At 71.6% G+C, this 22,980-nt stretch carries 17 protein-coding genes; 16 read left to right on the top strand and 1 reads right to left on the bottom strand.

The window, feature by feature from the left end; genetic code table 11:
- The first annotated feature begins 162 nt into the window (after positions 1-162).
- The 16 genes from ACFY2A_RS28590 (at position 163) to ACFY2A_RS28515 (ending at position 21,471) form a co-directional block, all read left to right on the top strand.
- The gene (locus ACFY2A_RS28590; RefSeq protein WP_363923045.1) at positions 163-1,341 is read left to right on the top strand and encodes an ROK family transcriptional regulator; all 1,179 of its coding nucleotides are present in this window, start codon (positions 163-165) and stop codon (positions 1,339-1,341) included.
- Positions 1,338-2,918: a sugar ABC transporter ATP-binding protein gene (locus tag ACFY2A_RS28585; RefSeq protein ID WP_387176170.1), complete on the top strand. Its 1,581-nt coding sequence runs from the start codon at positions 1,338-1,340 to the stop codon at positions 2,916-2,918. The genes ACFY2A_RS28590 and ACFY2A_RS28585 overlap by 4 nt, the downstream gene beginning before the upstream one ends.
- Complete coding sequence (locus tag ACFY2A_RS28580; RefSeq protein WP_363923049.1) at positions 2,915-4,033, top strand: ABC transporter permease; 1,119 nt, start codon at positions 2,915-2,917, stop codon at positions 4,031-4,033. The genes ACFY2A_RS28585 and ACFY2A_RS28580 overlap by 4 nt, the downstream gene beginning before the upstream one ends.
- Before the next feature lie 89 nt (positions 4,034-4,122).
- On the top strand, positions 4,123-5,175 hold the full coding sequence (locus ACFY2A_RS28575) for a substrate-binding domain-containing protein (protein WP_363923051.1): 1,053 nt from the start codon (positions 4,123-4,125) through the stop codon (positions 5,173-5,175).
- Between the two features lie 54 nt (positions 5,176-5,229).
- The gene (locus ACFY2A_RS28570; RefSeq protein WP_387176211.1) at positions 5,230-6,405 is read left to right on the top strand and encodes a Gfo/Idh/MocA family protein; all 1,176 of its coding nucleotides are present in this window, start codon (positions 5,230-5,232) and stop codon (positions 6,403-6,405) included.
- 503 nt (positions 6,406-6,908) lie between these two features.
- Positions 6,909-8,069, top strand: a complete 1,161-nt coding sequence (locus ACFY2A_RS28565; RefSeq protein ID WP_387176167.1) for an inositol-3-phosphate synthase — start codon at positions 6,909-6,911, stop codon at positions 8,067-8,069.
- Positions 8,053-9,030 carry an SCO3242 family prenyltransferase gene (locus tag ACFY2A_RS28560; RefSeq protein ID WP_387176165.1) on the top strand — a complete coding sequence of 326 codons (978 nt, stop codon included), beginning with the start codon at positions 8,053-8,055 and terminating at the stop codon, positions 9,028-9,030. Before ACFY2A_RS28565 ends, ACFY2A_RS28560 begins: the two co-directional genes overlap by 17 nt.
- Complete coding sequence (locus tag ACFY2A_RS28555; protein ID WP_387176163.1) at positions 9,027-9,962, top strand: sugar phosphate isomerase/epimerase family protein; 936 nt, start codon at positions 9,027-9,029, stop codon at positions 9,960-9,962. The genes ACFY2A_RS28560 and ACFY2A_RS28555 overlap by 4 nt, the downstream gene beginning before the upstream one ends.
- Before the next feature lie 70 nt (positions 9,963-10,032).
- Complete coding sequence (locus tag ACFY2A_RS28550; protein ID WP_387176161.1) at positions 10,033-10,650, top strand: EboA domain-containing protein; 618 nt, start codon at positions 10,033-10,035, stop codon at positions 10,648-10,650.
- Complete coding sequence (locus ACFY2A_RS28545; protein WP_387176159.1) at positions 10,650-11,501, top strand: TatD family hydrolase; 852 nt, start codon at positions 10,650-10,652, stop codon at positions 11,499-11,501. Before ACFY2A_RS28550 ends, ACFY2A_RS28545 begins: the two co-directional genes overlap by 1 nt.
- Positions 11,501-12,748 carry a metabolite traffic protein EboE gene (gene eboE / locus ACFY2A_RS28540; RefSeq protein ID WP_387176157.1) on the top strand — a complete coding sequence of 416 codons (1,248 nt, stop codon included), beginning with the start codon at positions 11,501-11,503 and terminating at the stop codon, positions 12,746-12,748. Before ACFY2A_RS28545 ends, eboE begins: the two co-directional genes overlap by 1 nt.
- A 120-nt stretch (positions 12,749-12,868) precedes the next feature.
- The gene (locus ACFY2A_RS28535) at positions 12,869-14,263 is read left to right on the top strand and encodes an alkaline phosphatase family protein (protein WP_387176155.1); all 1,395 of its coding nucleotides are present in this window, start codon (positions 12,869-12,871) and stop codon (positions 14,261-14,263) included.
- Complete coding sequence (locus ACFY2A_RS28530; protein ID WP_387176154.1) at positions 14,260-15,327, top strand: polyprenyl synthetase family protein; 1,068 nt, start codon at positions 14,260-14,262, stop codon at positions 15,325-15,327. The genes ACFY2A_RS28535 and ACFY2A_RS28530 overlap by 4 nt, the downstream gene beginning before the upstream one ends.
- A 250-nt stretch (positions 15,328-15,577) precedes the next feature.
- Positions 15,578-18,415, top strand: a complete 2,838-nt coding sequence (locus ACFY2A_RS28525) for an RICIN domain-containing protein (RefSeq protein ID WP_387176209.1) — start codon at positions 15,578-15,580, stop codon at positions 18,413-18,415.
- 79 nt (positions 18,416-18,494) lie between these two features.
- Positions 18,495-20,216 (top strand): ThuA domain-containing protein, encoded by a 1,722-nt coding sequence (locus ACFY2A_RS28520; RefSeq protein WP_387176152.1) that lies wholly within the window; start codon positions 18,495-18,497, stop codon positions 20,214-20,216.
- Positions 20,217-20,463: 247 nt separating this feature from the next.
- Positions 20,464-21,471, top strand: a complete 1,008-nt coding sequence (locus ACFY2A_RS28515; RefSeq protein ID WP_387176150.1) for a sugar phosphate isomerase/epimerase family protein — start codon at positions 20,464-20,466, stop codon at positions 21,469-21,471.
- Between the two features lie 55 nt (positions 21,472-21,526).
- On the opposite strand, the gene ACFY2A_RS28510 is transcribed toward ACFY2A_RS28515, so the two are convergent.
- Positions 21,527-22,705: an ROK family protein gene (locus tag ACFY2A_RS28510; protein WP_387176148.1), complete on the bottom strand. Its 1,179-nt coding sequence runs from the start codon at positions 22,703-22,705 to the stop codon at positions 21,527-21,529.
- Positions 22,706-22,980 lie beyond the last annotated feature (275 nt).

The following is a 22,980-nucleotide window of genomic DNA, read 5'->3' as shown; positions in this document are numbered from 1 at the left end:
CTACTAGCTCCCGCTTCACGCTGAAACTTTTGCTAGATCAGGCAAAAGTTGACGTCAAAATGCTCTAAGGTCTGGACAGCGCAGGTTGAAGCCTCCTACTGTGTCGGGCACCACACGTTGGCATTTCGTCGATGTGAACACCCCCGGTGGGAGAGGTGAGCCGTGCCCAACGCCGACCCCCTGCACGTCCGATTGTTGCGGTTGTTACGTGACGAGGGAGCGCTGTCGCGGGCCGAACTCGCCGACCGCCTGGAGATGCCCCGGCCGCGGTTGCTCGCCGAGCTGGAGCGGCTGGTCGCCCTCGGCTACGTGGCGGAGGCGGGCAAGGCGGCCTCCCGGGGCGGGCGGCGTTCCACGCTTGTCGAACTGAGCCCGGAGCTGCGCTTCGCGGCCGTCGATCTGGGTGCCAGTTCGATCGACGTCGAGGTCGTCAACGGCCGGCTGGAGCCGGTGGCGGCGTACGCGGAGGCGGCCGACATCCGGTCCGGCCCGAAGGCGACCCTCCAGCGCGTCAACGAGCTGCTGCACAAGGCCCGGGTCGACGGTGTCTACGAGCGACTCGACGCGGTCGGCATCGGTGTGCCCGGCCCGGTCAGCTTCCGCGACGGAGTGCCGGTCTCGCCGCCGATCATGCCCGGTTGGGACCGCTTCCCCGTCCGTGAACTGCTCACCCGCGAGCACGGCTGCCCAGCGGTGGTCGACAACGACGTGAACATCATGGCGATCGGCGAGCGGCACGGCGGGGTGGCCCACTCGGTCGACGACTTCCTCTTCGTCAAGATCGGCACCGGTATCGGCTGCGGTATCTACCTCAGTGGCGACGTCTACCGGGGCACCGACGGGTGCGCCGGCGACATCGGCCACATCCAGGTCGATCCGCACGGGTCGATATGCTCCTGCGGCAACGCCGGCTGCCTGGAGGCACTCTTCAGCGGGGCCGCCCTGGCCAAGGACGCCACCGCCGCCGCGCGGGCCGGCACCTCACCCGCCCTGGCCGAACGACTGGAGGCCAACGGCGCGGTCACCGCGCTCGACGTCGCCGCCGGGGCGCTCGAAGGGGACGTGACCTGCATCCAACTCATCCGTGAGGGAGGACGGCGGGTCGGCGGCGTGCTCGCCGGGCTGGTCAGCTTCACCAACCCCTCGATGATCGTGATCGGCGGTGGACTCGCCCAACTCGGGCACATCCTGCTCGCCGAGATTCGCAGTGTCGTGTACCGCCGCTCGCTGCCGCTGGCCACCGGCAACCTGCCGGTGGTGCTCTCCGAGCTCGGCCCGCGGGCCGGTGTGGCCGGCGCCGCGGTGCTCGCCAGCGACCTGGCCTTCGGGGAGGCGGCATGACCGGGCAGGACGCCGCGAGCGGGACCGGCGCGCCGCCGGTGGAGACGACCGCCGGCGAGGGCGAGGTGGTGCTGCGCCTGACCGACGTGGTCAAGACCTTCCCGGGCGTACGCGCCCTGGACGGCGTGCAACTGGAGGTCCGCGCGGGCGAGGTGCACTGCCTGCTCGGGCAGAACGGTGCCGGCAAGTCCACCCTGATCAAGGTGCTCGCCGGGGTGCACCGGCCGGACTCGGGGCAGGTCGAGTGGCTGGGTGAGCGGATCAGCTTCGCCAACCCGCAGGCCGCGATGCGCGCCGGGATCGCCACCATCTACCAGGAACTCGACCTGGTCGAGGACCTGTCCGTGGCGGAGAACGCCTTCCTGGGGCACGAGCCGCGTCGGTTCGGGTTCATCCGTCGGGGCCACATGGCCGGCCGGACCCGCCAGATCCTCGGCCGGCTCGGCCACGCCGAGATCCCACCGGGTCGGATGGTGCGGGCCCTGCCGGCGGCCGGCAAGCAGGTGGTCAGCATGGCCCGGGCGTTGTCCCACGAGGCCAGGCTGATCATCATGGACGAGCCGAGCGCCGTGCTCGCCCACGACGAGGTGGAGAACCTCTTCCGGATCATCCGCGAACTGACCGCCCAGGGCATCGCGGTCATCTACATCTCGCACCGGTTGGAGGAGATCCGCGAGATCGGCGACCGGGTGACCGTACTCAAGGACGGCCGGACCACCGCGGCGAACCTGCCGGCCCGCGAGACCCCGACAAGCGACCTGGTGTCCCAGATGACCGGCCGGACCATCGAGTACGTCTTCCCGGACCGCCCCGCCGAGACCGTGGTCGGCGACGAACTGCTCCAGGTCGACGGGCTGACCCGTACAGGCGAGTTCGCCGACGTGTCACTGACCGTCCGGGCTGGAGAGATCGTCGGCATCGCGGGCCTGGTCGGCTCCGGCCGCTCGGAACTGCTGGAGACGATCTACGGTGCGCGGGCGGCCGAGGCCGGTTCGGTGCGGATGGCCGGTCGGGCGCTGCGGCCGGGCAGCGTCGGCGCGGCGGTGCGGGCCGGCATGGGTATGGCCCCCGAGGAGCGCAAGAGCCAGGCGTTGCTGCTCGGCGAGCCGATCTACCGCAACGTCACCCTCGCCACCTTCGATCGCTACGCCCGCTTCGGTTTCACCGACGTGGGCCGGGAACGGGCGGCGGCCGACCGGATCGCCGAGAGCCTGGAGATGCGTCCGCGCGACGTCCGCCGGGCGGTGCGCACGCTCTCCGGCGGCAACCAGCAGAAGGTGGTGGTCGGTCGCTGGCTGCTCGGCGACACGAAGCTGCTGCTGCTCGACGAGCCCACCCGCGGGGTGGACGTCGGTGCCCGGGCCGAGCTGTACCAGGTGATTCGGCAGCTCGCGGCCAAGGGAGTCGGGGTGCTGCTGGTCTCCAGCGAGGTGCCCGAGGTGCTCGGCCTGGCCGACCGGGTGCTGGTCATGCGCGAAGGGCGGGTCGTCCGGACCGCCCCTGCCGACGAAATCGACGAACCCACCGTGCTCGACCTCGTGATGGCGGGGTCCCTGATGGAAGGCGCAGCGGCATGACCGATAGTCCGCCCACGACTAAGCTGCCGGCGCAGTCACCCCCGGTGGACCCGGCGGAGACCGAGGCGGCCGGTCACTCGACGCCGACCGCCACGGCGGCCACCACCGGTCGGCTCTCCTGGTGGCACGGCGACGGCGGTGAGGGCGCCAAGCGGAATCTCGCCCTGATCGGGGTGCTGCTGGCCCTGTTCGTGATCGGTGCGGCGACCCGCTCGGATCTGTACTCCAACCCGGACTGGGTCTGGGCGAACATGCTCAGCATCCTCAAGCTCGCCTCGGTGGTCGGCGTGGTCACCGTCGGCATGACCTTCGTGATCATCGGGGGCGGCATCGACCTCTCGGTCGGCGCGATCGTGGCGCTGGCCGGGGTCTGGTGCACCACGGTGGCGACGCAGAGCTTCGGCGCCGGCGGGATGATCTTCACCGCGATCATCGTCGGGATGGCGGTCGGCCTGGTCAACGGGACACTCATCGCGTACGGGCGGCTGGTGCCGTTCATCGCGACGCTGGCCATGTTGGTGGCCGCGCGAGGGCTGGCCGCCGAGATCTCGCAGAAGCAGACCCAGATCTCGCAGAACAGCACCATCAACGGCATCGCCAGCACCGACCTGCTCGGCATCCCGCTGCTGGTCTACATCCTGGCCGCCGTGGTCGCCGCGGGGTGGGTGCTGCTCAACCGCACCACCTTCGGGCGGCGCACCGTCGCCGTCGGCGGCAACCCGGAGGCCGCCCGGCTGGCCGGCATCAACGTCCGACTGCACACCCTGCTGCTGTACGCGTTGTCCGGCCTGTGCTGCGGCATCGCCGCCATCATGCTCACCGCGCAGGCGACCTCGGCCCAGGCGGCGATGGCGAACCTCTACGAGCTGGACGCGATCGCCGCCGTGATCATCGGGGGCACGCTGCTCAGCGGTGGGCGGGGCACCATCGTCGGCTCCCTGCTCGGTGTGATCATCTTCGCCACCATCACCAACCTCTTCGCCATCAACGGCCTCTCCACGGAGGCCCAGAACATGGTCAAGGGCGGCATCATCGTCGCCGCCGTCCTGATCCAGCAGGTCCAGTTCGGCACTCTCTCCCAGTTCTTCCGTCGCAACCGGCTCACCACGAGCTGACCACCGCTGCACCCGGGCCACCGAGCAACCGACGGTGGCCGGGCTTCGTACACCCAAAATCCCCACCACTGAATAACCAGGAGGTCGTCATGACCCAGCACAGTCGCGACATGTCGCGGCGCCGGCTGCTCTTCGGCGGGGCGGCCGTCGGCGCCGGCGTACTGCTCGCCGGTTGCACAAGCAACGAGCAGACACCGACCGAGGCGCAGACCAAGGCGGCCGACGGCAACGCCAACGCCGAGCCCGGCAAGCAGGTGACCATCGGCTTCTCCGCGCCGGCCGCCGACCACGGCTGGATCGCCGCGATCACAAACAACGCCAAGTCGCAGGCCGCCGCGTACTCCGACGTGGAGTTCAAGACGGTCGAGGCGGGCGCGGACGCGGCGGCCCAGCGGGCCGCGCTGTCCACCCTGATCTCGCAGAAGCCCGACGTGATCGTGCTGCTGCCGCACGACGGCAAGGAGCTGAACTCGTTCGGGCTGGAGGCGATGGCGGCCGGCATCCCGGTGGTCAACCTGGACCGGGCCTTCCCGGACGCCAAGGCGTACCGGTTGCAGATCAAGGGCGACAACTACGGCATGGGTGTCTCCGCCGCCACCTTCATCGTCGAGCAGCTCAAGGCCAAGGGCGTCAGCAATCCGGTGATCGCCGAGATCGCCGGGATGGACGAGTTGGAGCTGACCCAGGAGCGTACGAAGGGCTTCAACGACACCCTGGCCCAGCACGGCCTGAAGGTGAAGAACCGCCGGGCGGCACGGTTCACCGCGGACTCCGGCCAGCAGGAGGCGAGCCAGCTGTTGCAGGCCGAGCCGAAGATCGACGCGATCTGGAACCACGACGACGACCAGGGCATCGGGGTGCTGGCCGCGTTCAGCCAGGCCAACCGCAACGAGTTCTTCATGGTCGGTGGCGCCGGCTCGAAGAAGGCGATGGAGGACATCCAGGCCGACAACACGGTGCTGAAGGCCACGGTGACCTACAGCCCGTCGATGGCGTCCTCGGCGATCTCGCTGGCCCGCCTCATCGGCCAGGGCAGGGGCATGTCCGACCTGGTGGAACTCCAGGTTCCCAAGGAGATTGTCCTCGCCTCCGAAACGATCACCAAGGAGAACGCGAGCGACTACCTCAAGCTCGGGTTCTGACACAACGGGGGGAGACCCACCTTGTCCACGACAAACAACGAACTGCGGGTCGGCATGGTCGGCTACGCGTTCATGGGCGCCGCGCACTCGCAGGCATGGCGGACCGTGAACCGGGTGTACGACCTGCCGGCGCGGGCCCGGATGGCGCTCCTCTGCGGCCGGGACGCCGGGAAGGTGGCCGACGCCGCCGACCGGCTCGGCTGGGAGGAGCACACCACGGACTGGCGGGAGCTGGTGAACCGGCCGGACATCGACGTGGTCGACATCTGCACACCGGGTGACAGCCACGCCGAGATCGCGCTGGCCGCGCTCGCCGCGGGCAAGCACGTGCTGTGCGAGAAGCCGTTGGCCAACACGGTCGCCGAGGCCCGGGAGATGGCCGCCGCGGCGGCCACCGCCCAGGCCGGTGGGGCGCGGTCGATGTGCGGCTTCAACTACCGGCGGGTGCCCGCGGTGGCGCTGATGCGTCAGCTCATCGCTGACGGGCGGCTCGGCGAGATCCGGCACGTCCGGGCCACCTACCTGCAGGACTGGATCGTGGACCCGCAGTTCCCCCTGGTCTGGCGGCTCCGTAAGGAGGTGTCGGGATCCGGTGCGCTGGGCGACATCGGTTCGCACATCATCGACCTGACCCAGTACGTCACCGGACAGCAGATCAGCGGGGTCAGCGCGGTGACCGAGACCTTCGTCAAGGAGCGGCCGTTGCCGGCCGAGTCGAGCGGGTTGGCGGCGCAGGCCGACGGGGCCGACGCCGCCACCGGCCCGGTCACCGTCGACGACGCGGCGATCTTCGTGGCCCGTCTGGACGGTGGGGCACTGGCCACGTACGAGGCGACCCGGTTCGCCACCGGACGCAAGAACGCCCTCCGGGTTGAGATCAACGGTTCGCTGGGCAGTGTCGCCTTCGACCTGGAGCGGCTCAACGAGTTGGAGTTCCTCGACGCCACCCGGCCCGCGGCCGAGCAGGGCTTCAACCGGATTCTGGTGACCGAGGCCGAGCACCCGTACCTGTCGGCCTGGTGGCCGCCGGGACACATCATCGGGTACGAGCACTCCTTCACCCACCAGATGCGCGACTTCATCGAGGCGGTGGCGACCGGGGTCGACCCGTCGCCCTCGTTCGCCGAGGCGTTGCAGGTGCAACTGGTGCTGGACGCGGTGACCCGCTCGGCCGAACTGGGCTCCTCCTGGGCCGCGGTGGAGCCGTCGCTGGCACCGGTCGCCGCCTGAACCACCTCCGGAGCCGACCGGCGAGGGCCGGCCACGGTTGCGCCCCGTGGCCGGTACGGGTCGGGTCCGGAGGTCGTGCCACCGGGCGACCGGCGGCACGAGCAATGCGGTTCCTCCGGTGCGGCCGGACCGGGATTCCCCGGCAGCACCGGAGGGCCGCCGCCCACCGACCAGTCCACCGACCGTCCACCTGGAGACTCCCGCCGCCAGGCGGACCGCGTCCGACGAGTCGTCCGATCGGGACATCGTCGTCCTGACCGGGCCGGATGCGGGGGAGGCAGGGGCGAGACGCCGACTGTCCCTGCCTGCCAGCCCCGTCCGACCGACCCACCCGGTACGCCGGCCCGACGTCGTCGCCGCCGACCTCGGCGTCGGCCGGCGAGTACCCACCGGAGCGGGCGGCGGACGGGGCGCATCGGCCCAACCCGTATCTTTTTCAGCTTTTTCCTGATATCAAGATTCAATCGATGTATGTCGGTTTCTCGGGCACCGGAAGGAGCGCTATGCGTACAGGTGTCTGGCTGGTGGGGGCGCGTGGCTCGGTCGCGACCACCAGCATCGTCGGGGCACTCGCGCTGCGCGCCGGGCTGACCGGGCCGACCGGCTGCGTCACCGAACTGCCCGGAGTCAACAGCCCCGCCCTGCCGGCCTTCGCCGACCTGGTCTTCGGCGGCCACGACGTGGTCGCCACCCCGATCGCCAAGCGCGCCGAGGCGCTCGCTGACGCCGGTGTACTGCCGGCCCGCCTGGTCGCCGCGCTGCCCGAGGAACTGGCCGCCGTGGAGCGGGAACTACGCCCGGCACCCACCGCCGGGACCCAGGCCGACCGGGCCGCCGCGCTCGTCCGCGATCTCACCGCCTTCCGGCAGCGACACGAGCTGGCCCGGGTGGTGGTGGTCAACGTCGCCGCGACCGAACCGGCTCCCCGACCGCATCCCGGGCACGCCGACCCGGACGCGCTGCGGGCCGCCCTCGCCGGTCCCGACGAGGTGCTGCCACCCAGCTCGCTCTACGCGTACGCGGCCGTCGCGGCGGACTGCCCGTACGTCGACTTCACCCCGTCGACCGGCCTGCGGCTGCCGGCGCTGACCGCGCTGGCCGACCGCCGCGGCGTGCCGTACGCCGGCCACGACGGCAAGACCGGGGAGACCCTGCTCAAGTCGGTGCTCGCCCCGATGTTCGCGATGCGCCACCTCACCGTCCGGTCCTGGTCCGGGCTCAACCTGCTCGGCGGCGGCGACGGTGCCACCCTGGCCCACCCCGACGCCAACGCCGCGAAGGTACGCAGCAAGCAACGGGTGCTCGGGGAGACGCTCGGCTACCTGCCGCAGGGCGACACCCGGATCGGGTACGTCGAGGAACTCGGTGACTTCAAGACCGCCTGGGATCTGATCACCTTCGCCGGGTTCCTGGGCACCGGGATGCGGCTGGAGTTCACCTGGCACGGCTGCGACTCGGCGCTGGCCGCCCCGCTCGTGCTCGACCTGGCCCGGCTCACCGCCGCCGCGCACGCCGCCGGCCACACCGGGCCGCTGACCGACCTGGCCTTCTTCTTCAAGGATCCGCTGGGCACCGGGACCCACTCGCTGGCCGACCAATGGACGCGGCTGTGCGCGTTCGCTGGCAGCCTGGACGCCGGAGACACCGATGCCTCGCGTGGCTGACCTGGCCGAGCTGGTCCGCGCCCCGGCCGCGCTCTCGGTACCCGGGGACGTGGTCGCCGGTGCCGCCGCGGCGGGCGCGCTCGGTCCGCGTACCCCCGCCCTCGCCGCCGCGTCGGTGCTGCTGTACTGGGCCGGCATGGCCGCCAACGACTGGGCCGACCGCGAACTGGACGCGGTGGAACGCCCCGAGCGGCCGATACCGAGCGGCCGGGTCAGTCCCGGCCTCGCGGTCGGCCTTGCCGCCGGTCTCACCGCCGCCGGTGTCGGGCTCGCCGCCGCGGCCGGTGGCCGGCGGGCCACCGCTGTCGCGTTGCCGCTGGCCGCCGCCGTCTGGGGGTACGACCTCGCGGCCAAGAACACCGCCGTGGGGCCCGCCATGATGGCCACCTGTCGGGGGCTGGACGTGCTGCTCGGTGCCGCCGGAGGTCGGACGGCGCGGGCGTTGCCGGCGGCGGTCACCGTCGCCGCGCACACCTGGACCGTCACCGCGCTGTCCCGTCGGGAGGTCAGCGGCACCGACTGCGCCCTGCCGCTGCGCACCCTCGCCGGCACCGCCCTGGTCGCGGCGAGCGCCGCCGTCCCGCCCGGTCGGCGACTCACCGCGAGCGTCACCCGGACCGGTGGTCCGGCGGAGCCCGCCTGGCGTGCCCCTGCCGTCCGCACCGACGGTCGGCGAACCGTCGACGTCGGGAACGGTCGGCGTGCCCTCGGCACCGTGGCGGTGGCGCTGCCCGCCGTCCTCGCCGCCTGGTACGCCGCCCGTTACGGCACCGCTCAGGCGCGGGTGGCGGCCGAGCCCACCGCGGCGCGGGTCCGCGCGGCGGTCGGCGCCGGCATCACCGGCCTGCCCGCGTTGCAGGGGGCGCTGACCGCCCGCGCCGGGTCGGGCCTGCTCGGACTGGCGGTGGCGGCGGCCGCACCGCTGGGCCGGCGGCTGGCCCGGAAGGTCTCACCGACATGACGTCCGCCGGCATCGCCAGGCCCCCCGACGGACTGCGGTTCGGGTACGGGACCAACGGCTTCGCCAACCACCGCCTCGACGACGCGCTCGCGGTCATCGCCGACCTCGGCTACGCCGGTGTCGCGCTCACTCTGGACCACGACCACCTCGACCCGTTCGCGCCCGCCCTGGCGGGGCGCGTCGACGCCGTCGCTCGCCGACTGGCCGAACTCGGGCTCGGCCTGGTGATCGAGACCGGCGCGCGATTCCTGCTGGACCCCTGGCACAAGCACGCCCCGACGCTGCTGCACGACGACCCCACGCTCCGGATCGAGTTCCTGCGCCGCGCGGTGGCGATCGGCGCGGACCTCGGCGCCGAGGCGGTCTCGTTCTGGGCCGGCGTCCGGCCGGATACGGTCACGCCGGCGGTGGCCTGGGACCGCCTGGTCGCCGGCTGTGCCACCGTGATCGAGGCGGCCGAGGCCGTCGGGGTCACGCTGGGGTTCGAACCGGAGCCGGGCATGCTGGTCGAGGACATCGCCGACTGGCGCCGCCTGCACGCCGCCCTCGGCTCGCCGGCCCACCTCGGCATCACCCTCGACATCGGACACTGCCGGTGTCTGGAGCCGCAGTCGGTGCCCGACTGTGTCCGTGACGTCGCCGCGCACCTGGTCAACGTGCAGATCGACGACATGCGGCGGGGTGTGCACGAACACCTGGAGTTCGGTGTCGGCGAGATCGACTTTCCGCCGGTGCTGGCCGCGCTGCGCGAGATCGGCTACCGGGGCCTGGCGGCGGTGGAACTGCCCCGGCACTCGCACGCCGCGCCCACCGTCGCCGCCCGCTCGCTGGATTTCCTGCGCACCGCCGCCTCGGGGCACGTCCTTTGCTCTGCTTCAACCGGCGCACCACCAGGCGTCCGCTATCCGGACAACGACCGACGCGTGGAGTGAAGCAGAGCAAAGGACGCACGCGGTGCCACCGCCACGGCCGTCGACGGCGGCGGACGAGGGAGGAGACGCGATGACAGTGGACGAGCTGCGGGCGGCCCTGCGGGGCGTACCCGATCCGGACTGGTTGGCCACGGCCCTGGACCGCGTCGCGGCCGAACCCACCACCATCGCGCGGTTCTTCCCGGCGGCCGGCCGCCGCTGCGGCCGACACGACCTGCCCGAGCTGCCCGGCTGGACCGCCGACGAGGCGGCCCGGGCACTGCTGCTGGCCAGCCTGCCCACCGGTCATGCCCAGCAGGCCGAGGTGCTCTACCGCACCGGGGACGCCGCCGAGAAGCGGGCCGTGCTCAAGGCGCTGCCGTTGTTGCCGATCGGCGCGGCCGGGCTGCCACTGCTGCACGACGCGATCCGCACCAACGACACCCGGCTGGTCGCCGCGGCCCTCGGCCCGTACGCCCGCCACCTCGACCCGCCGGCCTGGCGGCAGGCGGTGCTCAAGTGCGTCTTCACCGGCGTGCCGCTGGCGGTGGTGACCGACCTCGACGCCCGCGCGGACCAGGAACTGGCGGCGATGCTCGCCGCGCTGGCCGCCGAGCGCCGGGCCGCCGGCCGGAGCATGCCCGCCGACGCCGCCGAACTGCTGGATCGGCTCACCGCCGCCAGCCAGCCCCAGCCCAGGGAGGTGTGATGCGGATCTTCGACCCGCACATCCACATGACGTCCCGTACCACCGACGACTACGAGCGGATGGCCGCAGCCGGCGTCCGGGCGGTGGTGGAACCGGCGTTCTGGCTGGGCCAGCCGCGCACCAACGTCGGCTCGTTCACCGACTACTTCGACTCCCTGGTCGGTTGGGAGCCGTTCCGGGCGGGGCAGTTCGGGATCCGCCATCACGCCACGATCGCGCTGAACCCGAAGGAGGCCAACGACAGGCGTTGCCGGCCCGTGCTCGACGAACTGCCCCGCTACCTGGAGAAGGACGGCGTGGTGGCGGTCGGCGAGATCGGGTACGACTCGATGACCCCCGAGGAGGACGACGCCTTCGCCGCCCAGCTCGCCCTGGCCGTGGCGCACGACCTGCCGGCGATGGTGCACACCCCGCACCGGGACAAGGCCCGGGGTGTCGAGCGTAGCCTGGCCGTGGTCGCCGAGTCCGGGATCGCGCCGGAGCGGGTGGTGCTCGACCATCTCAACGAGATGACCGTGAAACTGGTCCGGGACACCGGCTGCTGGCTCGGCTTCTCCATCTACCCGGACACCAAGATGTCGCCGCCGCGAATGGTCGAGCTGCTCAAGGCGTACGGGACCGAACGGGTGCTGGTCAACTCGGCCGCCGACTGGGGACGCTCCGACCCGCTGCTCACCCGGGCCACCGGCGAGGCGATGCTGCGCGCCGGGTTCACCGACGACGACGTCGACCGGGTGCTCTGGCGCAACCCGGTCGAGTTCTACGGGCAGTCCGGGCGGCTCGACCTGACCGACGACGACCTCGCGGAGCCGACCTTCGCCGGCAACTCGATCCTGCGCGGCGGCAGCTGATGCGGCTGCGGCACACCGGCGGGCGCACCGTCCACCTCGGATACTGCACAAACGTGCACCCCGCCGAGGACCTCGCCGGCATCGTCGCCCAACTGGACACCTACGCGGTGCCGGTCCGCGAGACGCTCGGCGCCGATCCACTCGGGCTGGGCCTGTGGCTGGCCGCCCCGGTCGCCGCCGAACTGGCCGCCGACCCGGCCGCCCGCCGCCGGTTGCGCACCGAGTTGACCGTACGCGGGCTGGAGGTGGTCACCCTCAACGGTTTCCCGTACGCCGCCTTCCAGGCGCCCGTGGTCAAGGGGGCGGTGTACCGACCGGACTGGACCACTGACGACCGGCTCGGGTACACCCTCGACCTGGCCCGGGTACTTGCCGACCTGCTACCCGACGACGCCGCCCGTGGCTCGGTCTCCACCCTGCCGCTGGCCTGGCGGGCGCCGTGGGACCGCACTCGGGCGGACGCCGCCCGTCGACGGCTCGACCGGCTCGCCACCGGACTCGCCGCCGTCGAGCGGGACACCGGTCGGCCGGTGCGGGTCGGCTTCGAGCCGGAGCCCGGCTGCGTGGTGGAGAGCACCCCGCAGGCCGTCGCCGCCCTGTCCGGAATGGACACCGATCGCCTCGGGATCTGCCTGGATCTGGCCCACCTCGCCTGCGCCTGGGAGGAGCCCGCCGCCGCCCTGGAGCGGCTGGCCGTCGCCGGCCTGCCGGTGGTCAAGGTGCAGGTGTCCGCCGCGCTGGAGGCGGCCGACCCGACCGCTGACGCCGCCGCCCTGCGCCGCTGGGTCGAGCCGCGTTTCCTGCACCAGACCCGCACCGCCGGCTGCGCCGCCGCCACCGGCGCCGCACCGACCGCGGCCACCGGCGTCGTATCGGGAGGCGGGCCGCAGGGCGCCGATCCGGCGGATCCGAGCTGGGCGGCCGACGACCTCGACGTCGCCCTGGACGCCGCGCTGCCCGGGCCGTGGCGGGTGCACTACCACGTGCCACTGCACGCCCCACCCGAACCACCGCTGGGCTCGACCCTGCCGGTGCTGCGCGCCGCGCTGGCCGCGCTCTTCGCCGGTGCCGACGCCGGCTGCGACCACCTCGACGTCGAGACGTACACCTGGGGGGTGTTGCCGGCTGCGCGACGCCCGCGCACCGACGCGGAGCTGGCCGCCGGGATCGCGGCCGAACTGGCCTTCACCCGGGACGAGCTGGTCGCCCTCGGGCTGACCCCGACCGACAAGGCGGTGATCCCGTGAGCGCGAGGAGTGAGCCGGTGTTGCGAGCCCCGCAGTCGCGAACAAAGGCGGTGATCCCGTGAGCGCGAGGAGTGAGCCGGTGTTGCGAGCCCCGCAGTCGCGAACAAAGGCGGTGATCCCGTGAGCGCGGGTCGACAGCTGGTGGTGCTCGACGTGGTGGGGCTGACCCCCCGGTTGCTGGCGCACATGCCCCGGCTGCGCGCGGTCGCCGACACCGGGTTCCGCGCCGAGTTGGGCACCGTGCTGCCGGCGGTGACCTGCTCGGTGCAGTCCACCTTCCTCACCGGAGCCCTCCCCGCCGAGCACGGCATCGTCGGCAACGGGTGGTACTTCCGGGACCTCGGCGAGGTGCTGCTCTGGCGGCAGCACAACGCGCTCGTCGGCGGGGAGAAACTGTGGCAGGCCGCGCGCCGCGCCCGGCCCGGTTACACGGTGGCGAACGTCTGCTGGTGGTACGCGATGGGCGCGGACGTGGACTGGACGGTCACCCCGCGACCGGTCTATTACGCCGACGGTCGCAAGGAGCCGGACTGCTACACCGACCCGCCGCAGCTGCACGATGCGCTCACCGACCGGCTCGGCACCTTTCCGCTGTTCACCTACTGGGGGCCGGGTGCGGGCCTGCCGTCGTCGCGCTGGATCTGCCGGGCGGCCGAGCAGATCCTCGCCGAGTCCTCGCCCGACCTGACCCTGGTCTACGTTCCGCACCTGGACTACGACCTGCAACGCTTCGGCCCGTCCTCGCCCCGCGCCGCGGCCGCGGCGGCCGAGCTGGACGGTGTGCTCGCACCGCTGCTCGACGCCGCGCAGGCCCGCGACGCGACGGTGGTGGTGCTGTCGGAGTACGGCATCACCGAGGTGTCCCGGCCGGTGGACGTCAACCGGCTGCTGCGCGCCGAGGGGCTGCTGCGGGTGCACACCCAGGCGGGCATGGAGTACCTCGACCCGTGGACGTCCCGCGCCTTCGCGGTCGCCGACCATCAGGTCGCCCACGTGTACGTGCGCGACCCGGCCGACGTGCCGGCGGTGGCGAAGCTCTGCGCCGGGCTGCCCGGGGTGGCCGAGGTGCTCGGCGTCGACGGCAAGGCGGCCCACGGGTTGAACCATCCGCGCGCCGGTGAGCTGGTGCTGGTGGCCGAGCCGGACGCCTGGTTCACGTACTACTACTGGCTGGACGACGCGCGTGCGCCCGACTTCGCCCGGCTGGTGGAGATCCACCGCAAGCCCGGGTACGACCCGGCGGAGCTGCTCTTCGACCCGGCCGGGCCGGGCGCGGCGAAGCGCCGGGCCGCGGTCGCGCTGGCCCGCAAGAAGCTCGGGATGCGGTACCTGATGAACGTGGTCGGGTTGGATGCCGGCGCACGCGCGGTCCGGGGCTCACACGGACGGCTGCCCGCCGATCCGGCCGACGGACCGGTGCTGCTCTGCTCCGACGCGTCGGTGGCCCGGGACCGGATAGCGGCCACGGAGGTGAAGGGGCTGCTGCTGGAACTGGCCGGAATGGAGGGACGGTGACGGTTGCCGAGGCACCTGTCGATTCGGCCGGGCTGCGGGCCCGCTTCGACGCCGAGCTGACCGCCTTCCTCGACCGGCAGGATCCGGACTGGCCGGACGGCGCACCACGGGGCGTCTTCACCACGCTGCACCGCTTCGTGCTGGCCGGTGGCAAGCGCCTGCGACCACTGTTCTGCTATTGGGGCTGGCGGGGCGCGGGTGGCCCGGACGGCACGCCGATCGTGGTCGCCGCCGCCGCGCTGGAGCTGTTCCACGCCTTCGCGCTGATCCACGACGACATCCTGGACGGCAGCGACCGCCGCCGGGGGGAGCCTTCGGTGCACCGGATCTTCGCCGACCTGCACGCCCGCTCGTCCTGGCGGGGCGACCCCGAGGCGTACGGACGTAACACCGCCCTGCTCTGTGGTGACCTCTGCGCCGCCTGGTCGGATCAGATGTTCCACGAGTGCGGGCTGACCCCCGACCAGGTGCACCAGGGGTACGCCGTGTTCGCGCTGATGCGTACCGAGGTGATCGCGGGGGAGTATCTCGACCTGGTTTCCGGGGTGGGCGACGGCTCGGTGGCCAGCGCGCTCACGGTGATCCGGATGAAGGCGGCCCGCTACACGGTCACCCGGCCGTTGCAGATTGGCGCCGCGCTGGCGGGTGCACCCGTCGAGCTGCTGGACGCGCTGGCCGAGTTCGGCGACCCGCTCGGGGACGCCTTCCAGCTCCGCGACGACGTGCTGGGGGTCTTCGGTGACCCGGCGGTCACCGGCAAGTCCGTTCTGGACGATCTGCGCGAGGGCAAACCGACGGTGATGATGGCGCTGGCCCGCGACGCCGCCGACCGGGCGCAGGGGGCCCGGCTGCGCGAGCTGTTCGGCAATCCCGACCTGGACGCCGAGGGCGCCGCCGAGCTGCGCGAGATCATCGAGTGCACCGGCGCCCGGAGGAAGATCGAGCAGATGATCCAGGTCCGCGCCGAGGCCGGGCTGGCGGCGCTGGAACACACCGAGGTGACCGCGGAGAGCCGGACCGCCCTGATGGAGCTGGCCGCCCAGGCCATCGACCGCCAGCGCTGAGCACCGCCGTGGCAGCGCAACACCGGGCGGCTTTTGACCGAACTGACGAAAGTCTGTATCCGGCAGGCAGAAGATATAGACATATAGACGAATGACGCTTAGTGTCGTCGCTAGCACCGAAATGTTTCGTCGAGGTGAACCGGCGGCGCGGGACCCCCTCGGCACCCCCGCTACGGCATCCGGCGCGACGGCGCGCGCCCCGCCCTGGCAGAAGCACTCGTCAGGAAGGGACAGCACTGCGATGTCCACCATGCGCACCACCCACCACCCCGCACGGTGGTCCACCAGCGCCTCGGCGCTGCTCCTGGTCGTCACAGCCGGCACCATTGCCATCGCCGGCCCGACCCCGGCCCGCGCCCACCCCATCGTCGCCAGCGACTTCCAGCAGGTCACCCTCGCCAAGGGAGTGGCCGAGGTCGGTGAACCGATGACCCTCGCGGTGCTGCCGGACCGCTCGGTCCTGCACACCGCCCGCAACGGCACGGTGCGTCGCACCGACGCGGCCGGCACCACGACCGTGATCGGTACCGTACCGGTCTACACCCACGACGAGGAGGGTTTGCAGGGCATCGGCGTCGACCCGAACTTCGCCAGCAACCGGCACATCTTCCTCTACTACGCACCGCCGCTGTCCACCCCGAGCGGCGACGCGCCGGCCACCGCCAGCGATTTCTCCGCCTGGCAGGGAGTAAACCGGCTGTCCCGGTTCACCCTTAACGCCGACTTCACGCTCAACCAGTCCAGCAAGGTCGATGTCCTCGACGTGCCCGCCGACCGGGGCATCTGCTGCCACGTCGGCGGCGACATCGACTTCGACGCCGCGGGCAACCTGTACCTGTCCACCGGCGACGACACGAACCCGTTCGACTCGGGCGGTTACTCGCCGCTGGACGAGCGGACCAACCGCAACCCGGCGTACGACGCGCAGCGCAGCGCCGCCAACACCAACGACCTGCGCGGCAAGATCCTGCGGATCAAGGTCAACGCCAACGGGTCGTACTCGATCCCAGCCGGCAACATGTTCGCCCCGGGCACCGCCCGGACCCGGCCCGAGATCTACGCGATGGGCTTCCGCAATCCGTTCCGGATGAGCGTCGACAAGGCCACCGGCATCGTCTACGTCGGCGACTACGGGCCGGACGCGGGTTCCACCTCCGCGCGTGGCCCCAGCGGTCAGGTGGAGTTCAACCGGGTCACCGGGCCCGGCTTCTACGGCTGGCCGTACTGCACCGGCACCAACACCAGCAACGAGACGTACGCCGAGTGGAACTTCGCCAACAACACCGCCGGGCCGAAGTACAACTGCACCGGCGGCGCGACCAACAACTCGTTCCGTAACACCGGCCTGACCACTCTGCCGGCTGCCAAGCCGTCCTGGATCCGCTACGCCGGTGACGCCGGCAGCCCGCCGGAGTTCGGCGGTGGCTCCGAGTCGCCGAGCGGCGGCCCGGTCTACCGCTACAACGCGGCGTCGACGTCAACGACCAAGTGGCCGCAGAGCTTCGACGGGCTCTTCTTCGCCGGTGAGTTCGGTCGGGGCTGGATCAAGCCGATCCATGTCAACGGCGACGGCTCGGTGGGCACCATCGACACCTTCCCCTGGAACGGCAAGCAGGTCATGGACATGGCCTTCGGCCCGGACGGTGCGCTCTACGTGTTGGACTACGGCACCGGCTACTTCAACGGCGACGCCAACTCGGCCGTCTACCGGTACGACTACGTCGGCGGCGGCAACCGCGCACCGACGGCGGTGGCCTCGGCGAACCGGACCTCGGGGGTCGCCCCGTTGACCGTGAACTTCTCCTCGGCCGGGTCGTCGGACCCGGAGGGTGGGGCGTTGACCTACTCGTGGGCGTTCGGCGACGGCACCACCTCGACGGCGGCCAACCCGAGCAAGACGTACACCGCCAACGGCAGCTACACCGCCACCCTGACCGTGCGCGACCCGCAGGGCGCGACCGGCACCGCGAGCGTGCAGATCCGGGTCGGCAACACCGCCCCGACGGTCACCATCAACGGCCCGGTCAACGGATCGCTGTTCTCCTTCGGCGACACCGTGCCGTTCAGCATCACGGTGACCGACCCGGAGGACGGCACCATCGACTGCACCAAGGTCAAGATGACCTACGTGCTGGGCCACGACAGCCACGGACACCAGATCACCTCGCAGAACGGCTGCTCCGGTTCGATCACGATCCCGGTGGACGGGGAGCACGACTACGCGGCGAACATCTTCGCCATCTTCGACGCCGAGTACACCGATGCCGGCGGGCTCACCACCCACACCCAGCACACCCTCCAACCCCGTAGCCGGCAGGCCGAGCACTACAAGACCTCCTCCGGCATCGCCACCTTCGACAAGGCGGCCGCCGAGGGCGGCAAGACCGTCGGAAACATCAACAACGGCGACTGGATCGCGTTCGAGCCGTACCGGATCAACAACGTGACATCGTTCAGTGCCCGGGTCTCCTCGGCCGGCTCCGGCGGCACCCTCCAGGTGCGCGCCGGCTCGGCCACCGGCACCGTGCTCGGCTCGGCCACCGTCCCGGTGACCGGCGCCTGGGACACCTTCACCACGGTCACCGGCACCATCAGCAACCCGCCGTCCGGCACCACCACGCTCTACCTGACCTTCGCGGGCACCGGCACCGGTTCGCTCTACGACCTCGACTCGTTCGCCTTCACCACCGGCAGCGGTGGCACGGGCGGAACCGGTCCGATCGTGGGTCTGGCCGGTAAGTGTCTGGATGTGCGTAACGCGGCCACGGCCGACGGTACGCAGATTCAGATCTACACCTGCAACGGTACGGCGGCGCAGACGTGGACGGTGACGCCGAACTCGACGATCCGGGCATTCGGCAAGTGCCTGGACATCGACGGTGCCGGCTCGGCCGACGGCACGAAGATCCAGTTGTGGACCTGCAACGGCAGTGGGGCCCAGAACTGGTCGGCGCAGTCCAACGGCACGTTGCGTAACCCGAACTCGGGCAAGTGTCTGGATGTGTCGAACAACAGCTCCGCCGACGGGCAGGCCGTGCACCTGTGGACCTGCCACACCGGCGCCAACCAGCGCTGGGTCCTGCCCTGATCCGAGGAGGGGCCCTCGTCAACGCCTAGTGTTGGAAACAGGGGCCCCTCCTGACACCACCAATCGTTGGGAGAGCGACATGCGCAGACTCCTCCGAACCACCGTCGGCCTGGCCACCGCCGCCCTCGCCGTACTCGCCTGCACCACCCCGGCCACCCCCGCCAGCGCCGCCGACACCCCGTACGACGTGCTGGTCTTCTCCAAGACGGCCGGCTTCCGGCACGACTCCATCGCCGTGGGCACCCAGACCATCCGTGACCTGGGCGCGGCGAACAGCTTCACCGTGACCGCCACCGAGGACGCCGCCGTCTTCACCACCGGCAACCTCGCCCAGTACGAGGCAGTGATCTTCCTCAACACCACCGGCGACGTGCTCAACAACAGCCAGCAGAGCGCGTTCGAGTCGTACATCGGCTCCGGTGGCGGCTACGTCGGCGTGCACTCCGCCGCCGACACCGAGTACGGCTGGTCCTTCTACGGCAACCTGGTCGGGGCGTACTTCCGCTCCCACCCGGCCATCCAGCAGGCCACCGTCCGGGTGGAGAACCGGGCCCACGCGGCCACCGCCCACCTGCCGCAGAACTGGGTCCGCACCGACGAGTGGTACGACTTCCAGAGCAACCCCCGGGCCAACGCGCGGGTGCTGGCCAACCTCAACGAATCGACGTACTCGGGCGGTGTGATGGGTGCCGACCACCCGATCGCCTGGTGCAAGACATACAGCGGCGGCCGGTCCTTCTACACCGGCGGCGGCCACACCCAGGCGTCGTACGCCGAGCCGGCCTTCCGGGCGCACCTGCTCGGCGGCATCCGGTACGCGGCCGGCCGCACCAAGGCCGACTGCCGGCCGGAGACCGGCTACACCACCCTCTACAACGGCTCCACCAGCGGCTGGTCCCAGGCCGGGCCGGGCAGCTTCAGCAACTCCGACGCCACGCTGACCTCCGTCGGCGGGATGGGACTGTTCTGGCACAGCGCCAAGCAGTTCACCAACTACTCGCTGAAGCTGGACTGGCGGGTGGCCGGGGACGACAACTCCGGTGTCTTCATCGGCTTCCCACCGTCGAACGACCCGAACTCCGCCATCAACAACGGCTACGAGGTGCAGATCGACCCCACCGACGCCGCCGACCGGACCACCGGCGCGGTCTACGGCTTCAAGTCCGCCGACCTCGCCGCCCGGGACGCCGCGCTGAACCCGGCGGGGGAGTGGAACACCTACGAGCTGCTGGTGGAGGGGGAGCGCCTCCAGGTCTTCCTGAACGGTTCGAAGATCAACGACTTCACCAACACCGACCCGGTCCGGTCGCTCGCCGGCCACATCGGTATCCAGAACCACGGCACCGGCGACGACGTGTCCTTCCGCAACATCCGGATCAAGGAACTCGGCGGCTCGGAGCCGCCGCCGGGCGGTGACGTCCGCACCGGCCGGATCACCGGCCTGGCCGGTAAGTGTCTGGATGTGCGTAACGCGGGCACGGCCGATGGTACGCAGATTCAGATCTACACCTGCAACGGCTCGGCGGCGCAGACGTGGACGGTGACGCCGAATTCGACGATCCGGGCGTTGGGTAAGTGCCTGGACGTCAACGGTGCCGGCTCGGCCGACGGCACGAAGATCCAGTTGTGGACCTGCAACGGCAGTGGGGCCCAGAACTGGTCGGCGCAGTCCAACGGCACGTTGCGTAACCCGAACTCGGGCAAGTGTCTGGATGTGTCGAACAACAGCTCCGCCGACGGGCAGGCCGTGCACCTGTGGACCTGCCACACCGGCGCCAACCAGCGCTGGGTCCTGCCGTAACCGAACAAAGGGCACGCCCCGGTGCGACGGTCGCCCGTCGCACCGGGGCACTTTCCTACCGCGCGCCGCCCGCCTAGAGTGAGAGACGGCGACCGCGAGGTGGCCGGTGAGTCGACGGGAGGCGCAACCCGTCGGCCCCAGGCGCGACCGCGTCCACCGGTGCATCGTCGGGGCCGCCGCATCCGGTCATCCCTCGCCCCGGTCCCGCAGGTAACGGAATCCCCAACACGACAGGGGAAAAGGACACATGGCGCGACCGATCACGCTGTTCACCGGCCAGTGGGCCGACCTTCCGTTCGACGAGGTGTGCCGGCTCGCCGCCGAGTGGGGCTACGACGGCCTGGAGATCGCCTGCTGGGGCGACCACTTCGAGGTCGACAAGGCCATGGCCGACGACTCGTACGTCGAACGCAAGCGGGAGACGCTCGCCAAGCACAACCTCCAGGTCTTCACGATCTCCAATCACCTGGTCGGCCAGGCGGTCTGCGACCACCCGATCGACGAACGACACCAGGGCATCCTGCCCGCCCGGATCTGGGGCGACGGCGAGCCCGAAGGGGTACGCCAGCGGGCCGCCGAGGAGATCAAGGACACCGCCCGTGCGGCGGCGAAGCTCGGCGTGGACACCGTCGTCGGCTTCACCGGCTCGTCGATCTGGCACACGCTGGCGATGTTCCCGCCGGTGCCGCCAGAGATGATCGAGCGCGGCTACCAGGACTTCGCCGACCGGTGGAACCCGATCCTCGACGTCTTCGACGCGGTCGGGGTGCGCTTCGCCCACGAGGTGCACCCGAGCGAGATCGCGTACGACTACTGGACGACGAAGCGGACGCTGGAGGCGATCGGGAACCGGCCCGCGTTCGGGCTGAACTGGGACCCGTCGCACTTCGTCTGGCAGGAGCTCGACCCGGTGAACTTCATCTTCGACTTCGCCGACCGGATCTACCACGTCGACTGCAAGGACGCGAAGGTGCGTACCGGCGACGGCCGTCGCGGTCGGCTGGCCTCGCACCTGCCCTGGGCGGATCTGCGCCGCGGCTGGGACTTCGTCTCCACCGGCCACGGCGACGTGCCCTGGGAGGACTGCTTCCGGGCGCTGAACGCGATCGGCTACTCCGGGCCGATCTCCATTGAATGGGAGGACGCCGGGATGGACCGGCTGGTCGGCGCCCCGGAAGCGCTCCAGTTCGTCCGCCGGCTCGCCTTCGACGCACCGTCCGCCGCCTTCGACGCGGCGTTCAGCAGCAAGGACTGAAACCGTACGGATGCCCGGGGGGCGGCCCGCAGCCGGCCCCCGGGCATCTCCGTGGTCAGCCGGCGCTGAAGACGTGCTCGCTGGCCAGGTAGGCCGCGCCCACCACGGCGGCCCGGCCCGCCAGGTCGGACAGGACGATCGGCATGGTGCCGGTGGCCAGCGGCGCCGAGCGTCGGTAGACCACGCCACGGATCTCGGAGAGCAGCAGGTGCCCGAGCCCGTCGGGTGCCCCACCGATCACGACCATGCCGGGGTTGAAGAAGCTGACCAGGCCCACCAGCACCCGACCGAGCCGACGGGCGGCATCGCGGACCAGCAGCTGGGTGGCCGGGTCCCCGGCGGTGGCGGCCGCGACCACGTCCGCGACGGTGAGCGTGCCCGCCGCGGCCAGGCGCGCGGCCAGCACCGGGGAGCGATCCGTCCGGGCAACCGCCAGCGCCGCCCGGACCAACCCGACATCCCCGCAGTACGCCTCGAGGCAACCGGCCTCTCCGCAGGCGCAGGGTGGCCCCTCCTCGCCGAGCGGTAGGTGGGCGATGTCGCCGGCGCTGCTGGTCGCCCCCCGGTAGAGCGATCCGCCGAGCACCAGCCCGCAGCCGATCGCCGTGCCGAGCTTCAGGTAGAGGAAATCCTCGACGGTGCGGCCGATGCCGGCGTGCCGTTCGCCCAGGGCGAGCACGTTGGCGTCATTGTCGACCAACACCGGGCAGCCGAGCTCGGCGGCGAACGCGTCGCGCACCGGAAAGCGCTGCCAACGGGGCAGGACGGCCGGCGCGGTGGAGGTGCCGCCGTCGACCGGCCCGGGAAGGGCGACGCCGACCCCGGTGAGCTCGGTGACGCCCAGCTCAGCGCGGAGCTTGTCGACCAGCTCGACGGCCCGGCCGGTCACCGGCTCCGGCCCGTCGCGTACGTCCGCCACCTCGCCGGTCTCGGCCAGCACGTTCAGCTCACCGTCGGTGATCGCGACGGTGACCCGGTCGGTGGCGACCACCACGCTGGCGAAGCGTACGCCGCCGGAGAGGCGCAGCAGCGACGACCGGCGTCCGCCCCGGGAGGCCGCCGGCCCGGCGGTCTCGACCAGCCCACGGGCGGTGAGCCGGTCGAGTTCGGTGGTGAGCGCCGTCCGGGACAGGCCCAGCAGGTCACCCAGCTCCACCCGCGAGCGGGGACCTTCGTCCCGTAGTAACCGGACCAACCGTGCCTGCTGCGGATTTTCCGGCCGGACCAGGGCCATTTCGACCACCTCCGTTCGGAGTGTTCCACGGCGGTGTTTCAGACCAGTGGCCGGCCGGAGCCGGATCCGTCAACGCCTGTCCGATGTCGCCGCGGCGGCCCGCTGTGGCCCCACTACCGGCCCGCCGTGGCCCGTTGCGGGACGGGTGTACGGACGGGGGCCGGGCCCCCCGGGCGGGGGGGGGGGGGGCGGGGGGGGGGGTTTTTGTTTTTGCCGTTTGGGCGGGGCGCGGACGCGATTATTGGGGGGGGGGGGGGCGGAGTAACCCGCGCCAA

The sequence above is a fragment of the Micromonospora sp. NPDC000442 genome (genome assembly GCF_042898635.1).
In the GTDB taxonomy this organism is placed as follows: domain Bacteria; phylum Actinomycetota; class Actinomycetes; order Mycobacteriales; family Micromonosporaceae; genus Micromonospora.
This window is presented reverse-complemented; position numbering and strand designations above follow the sequence as displayed.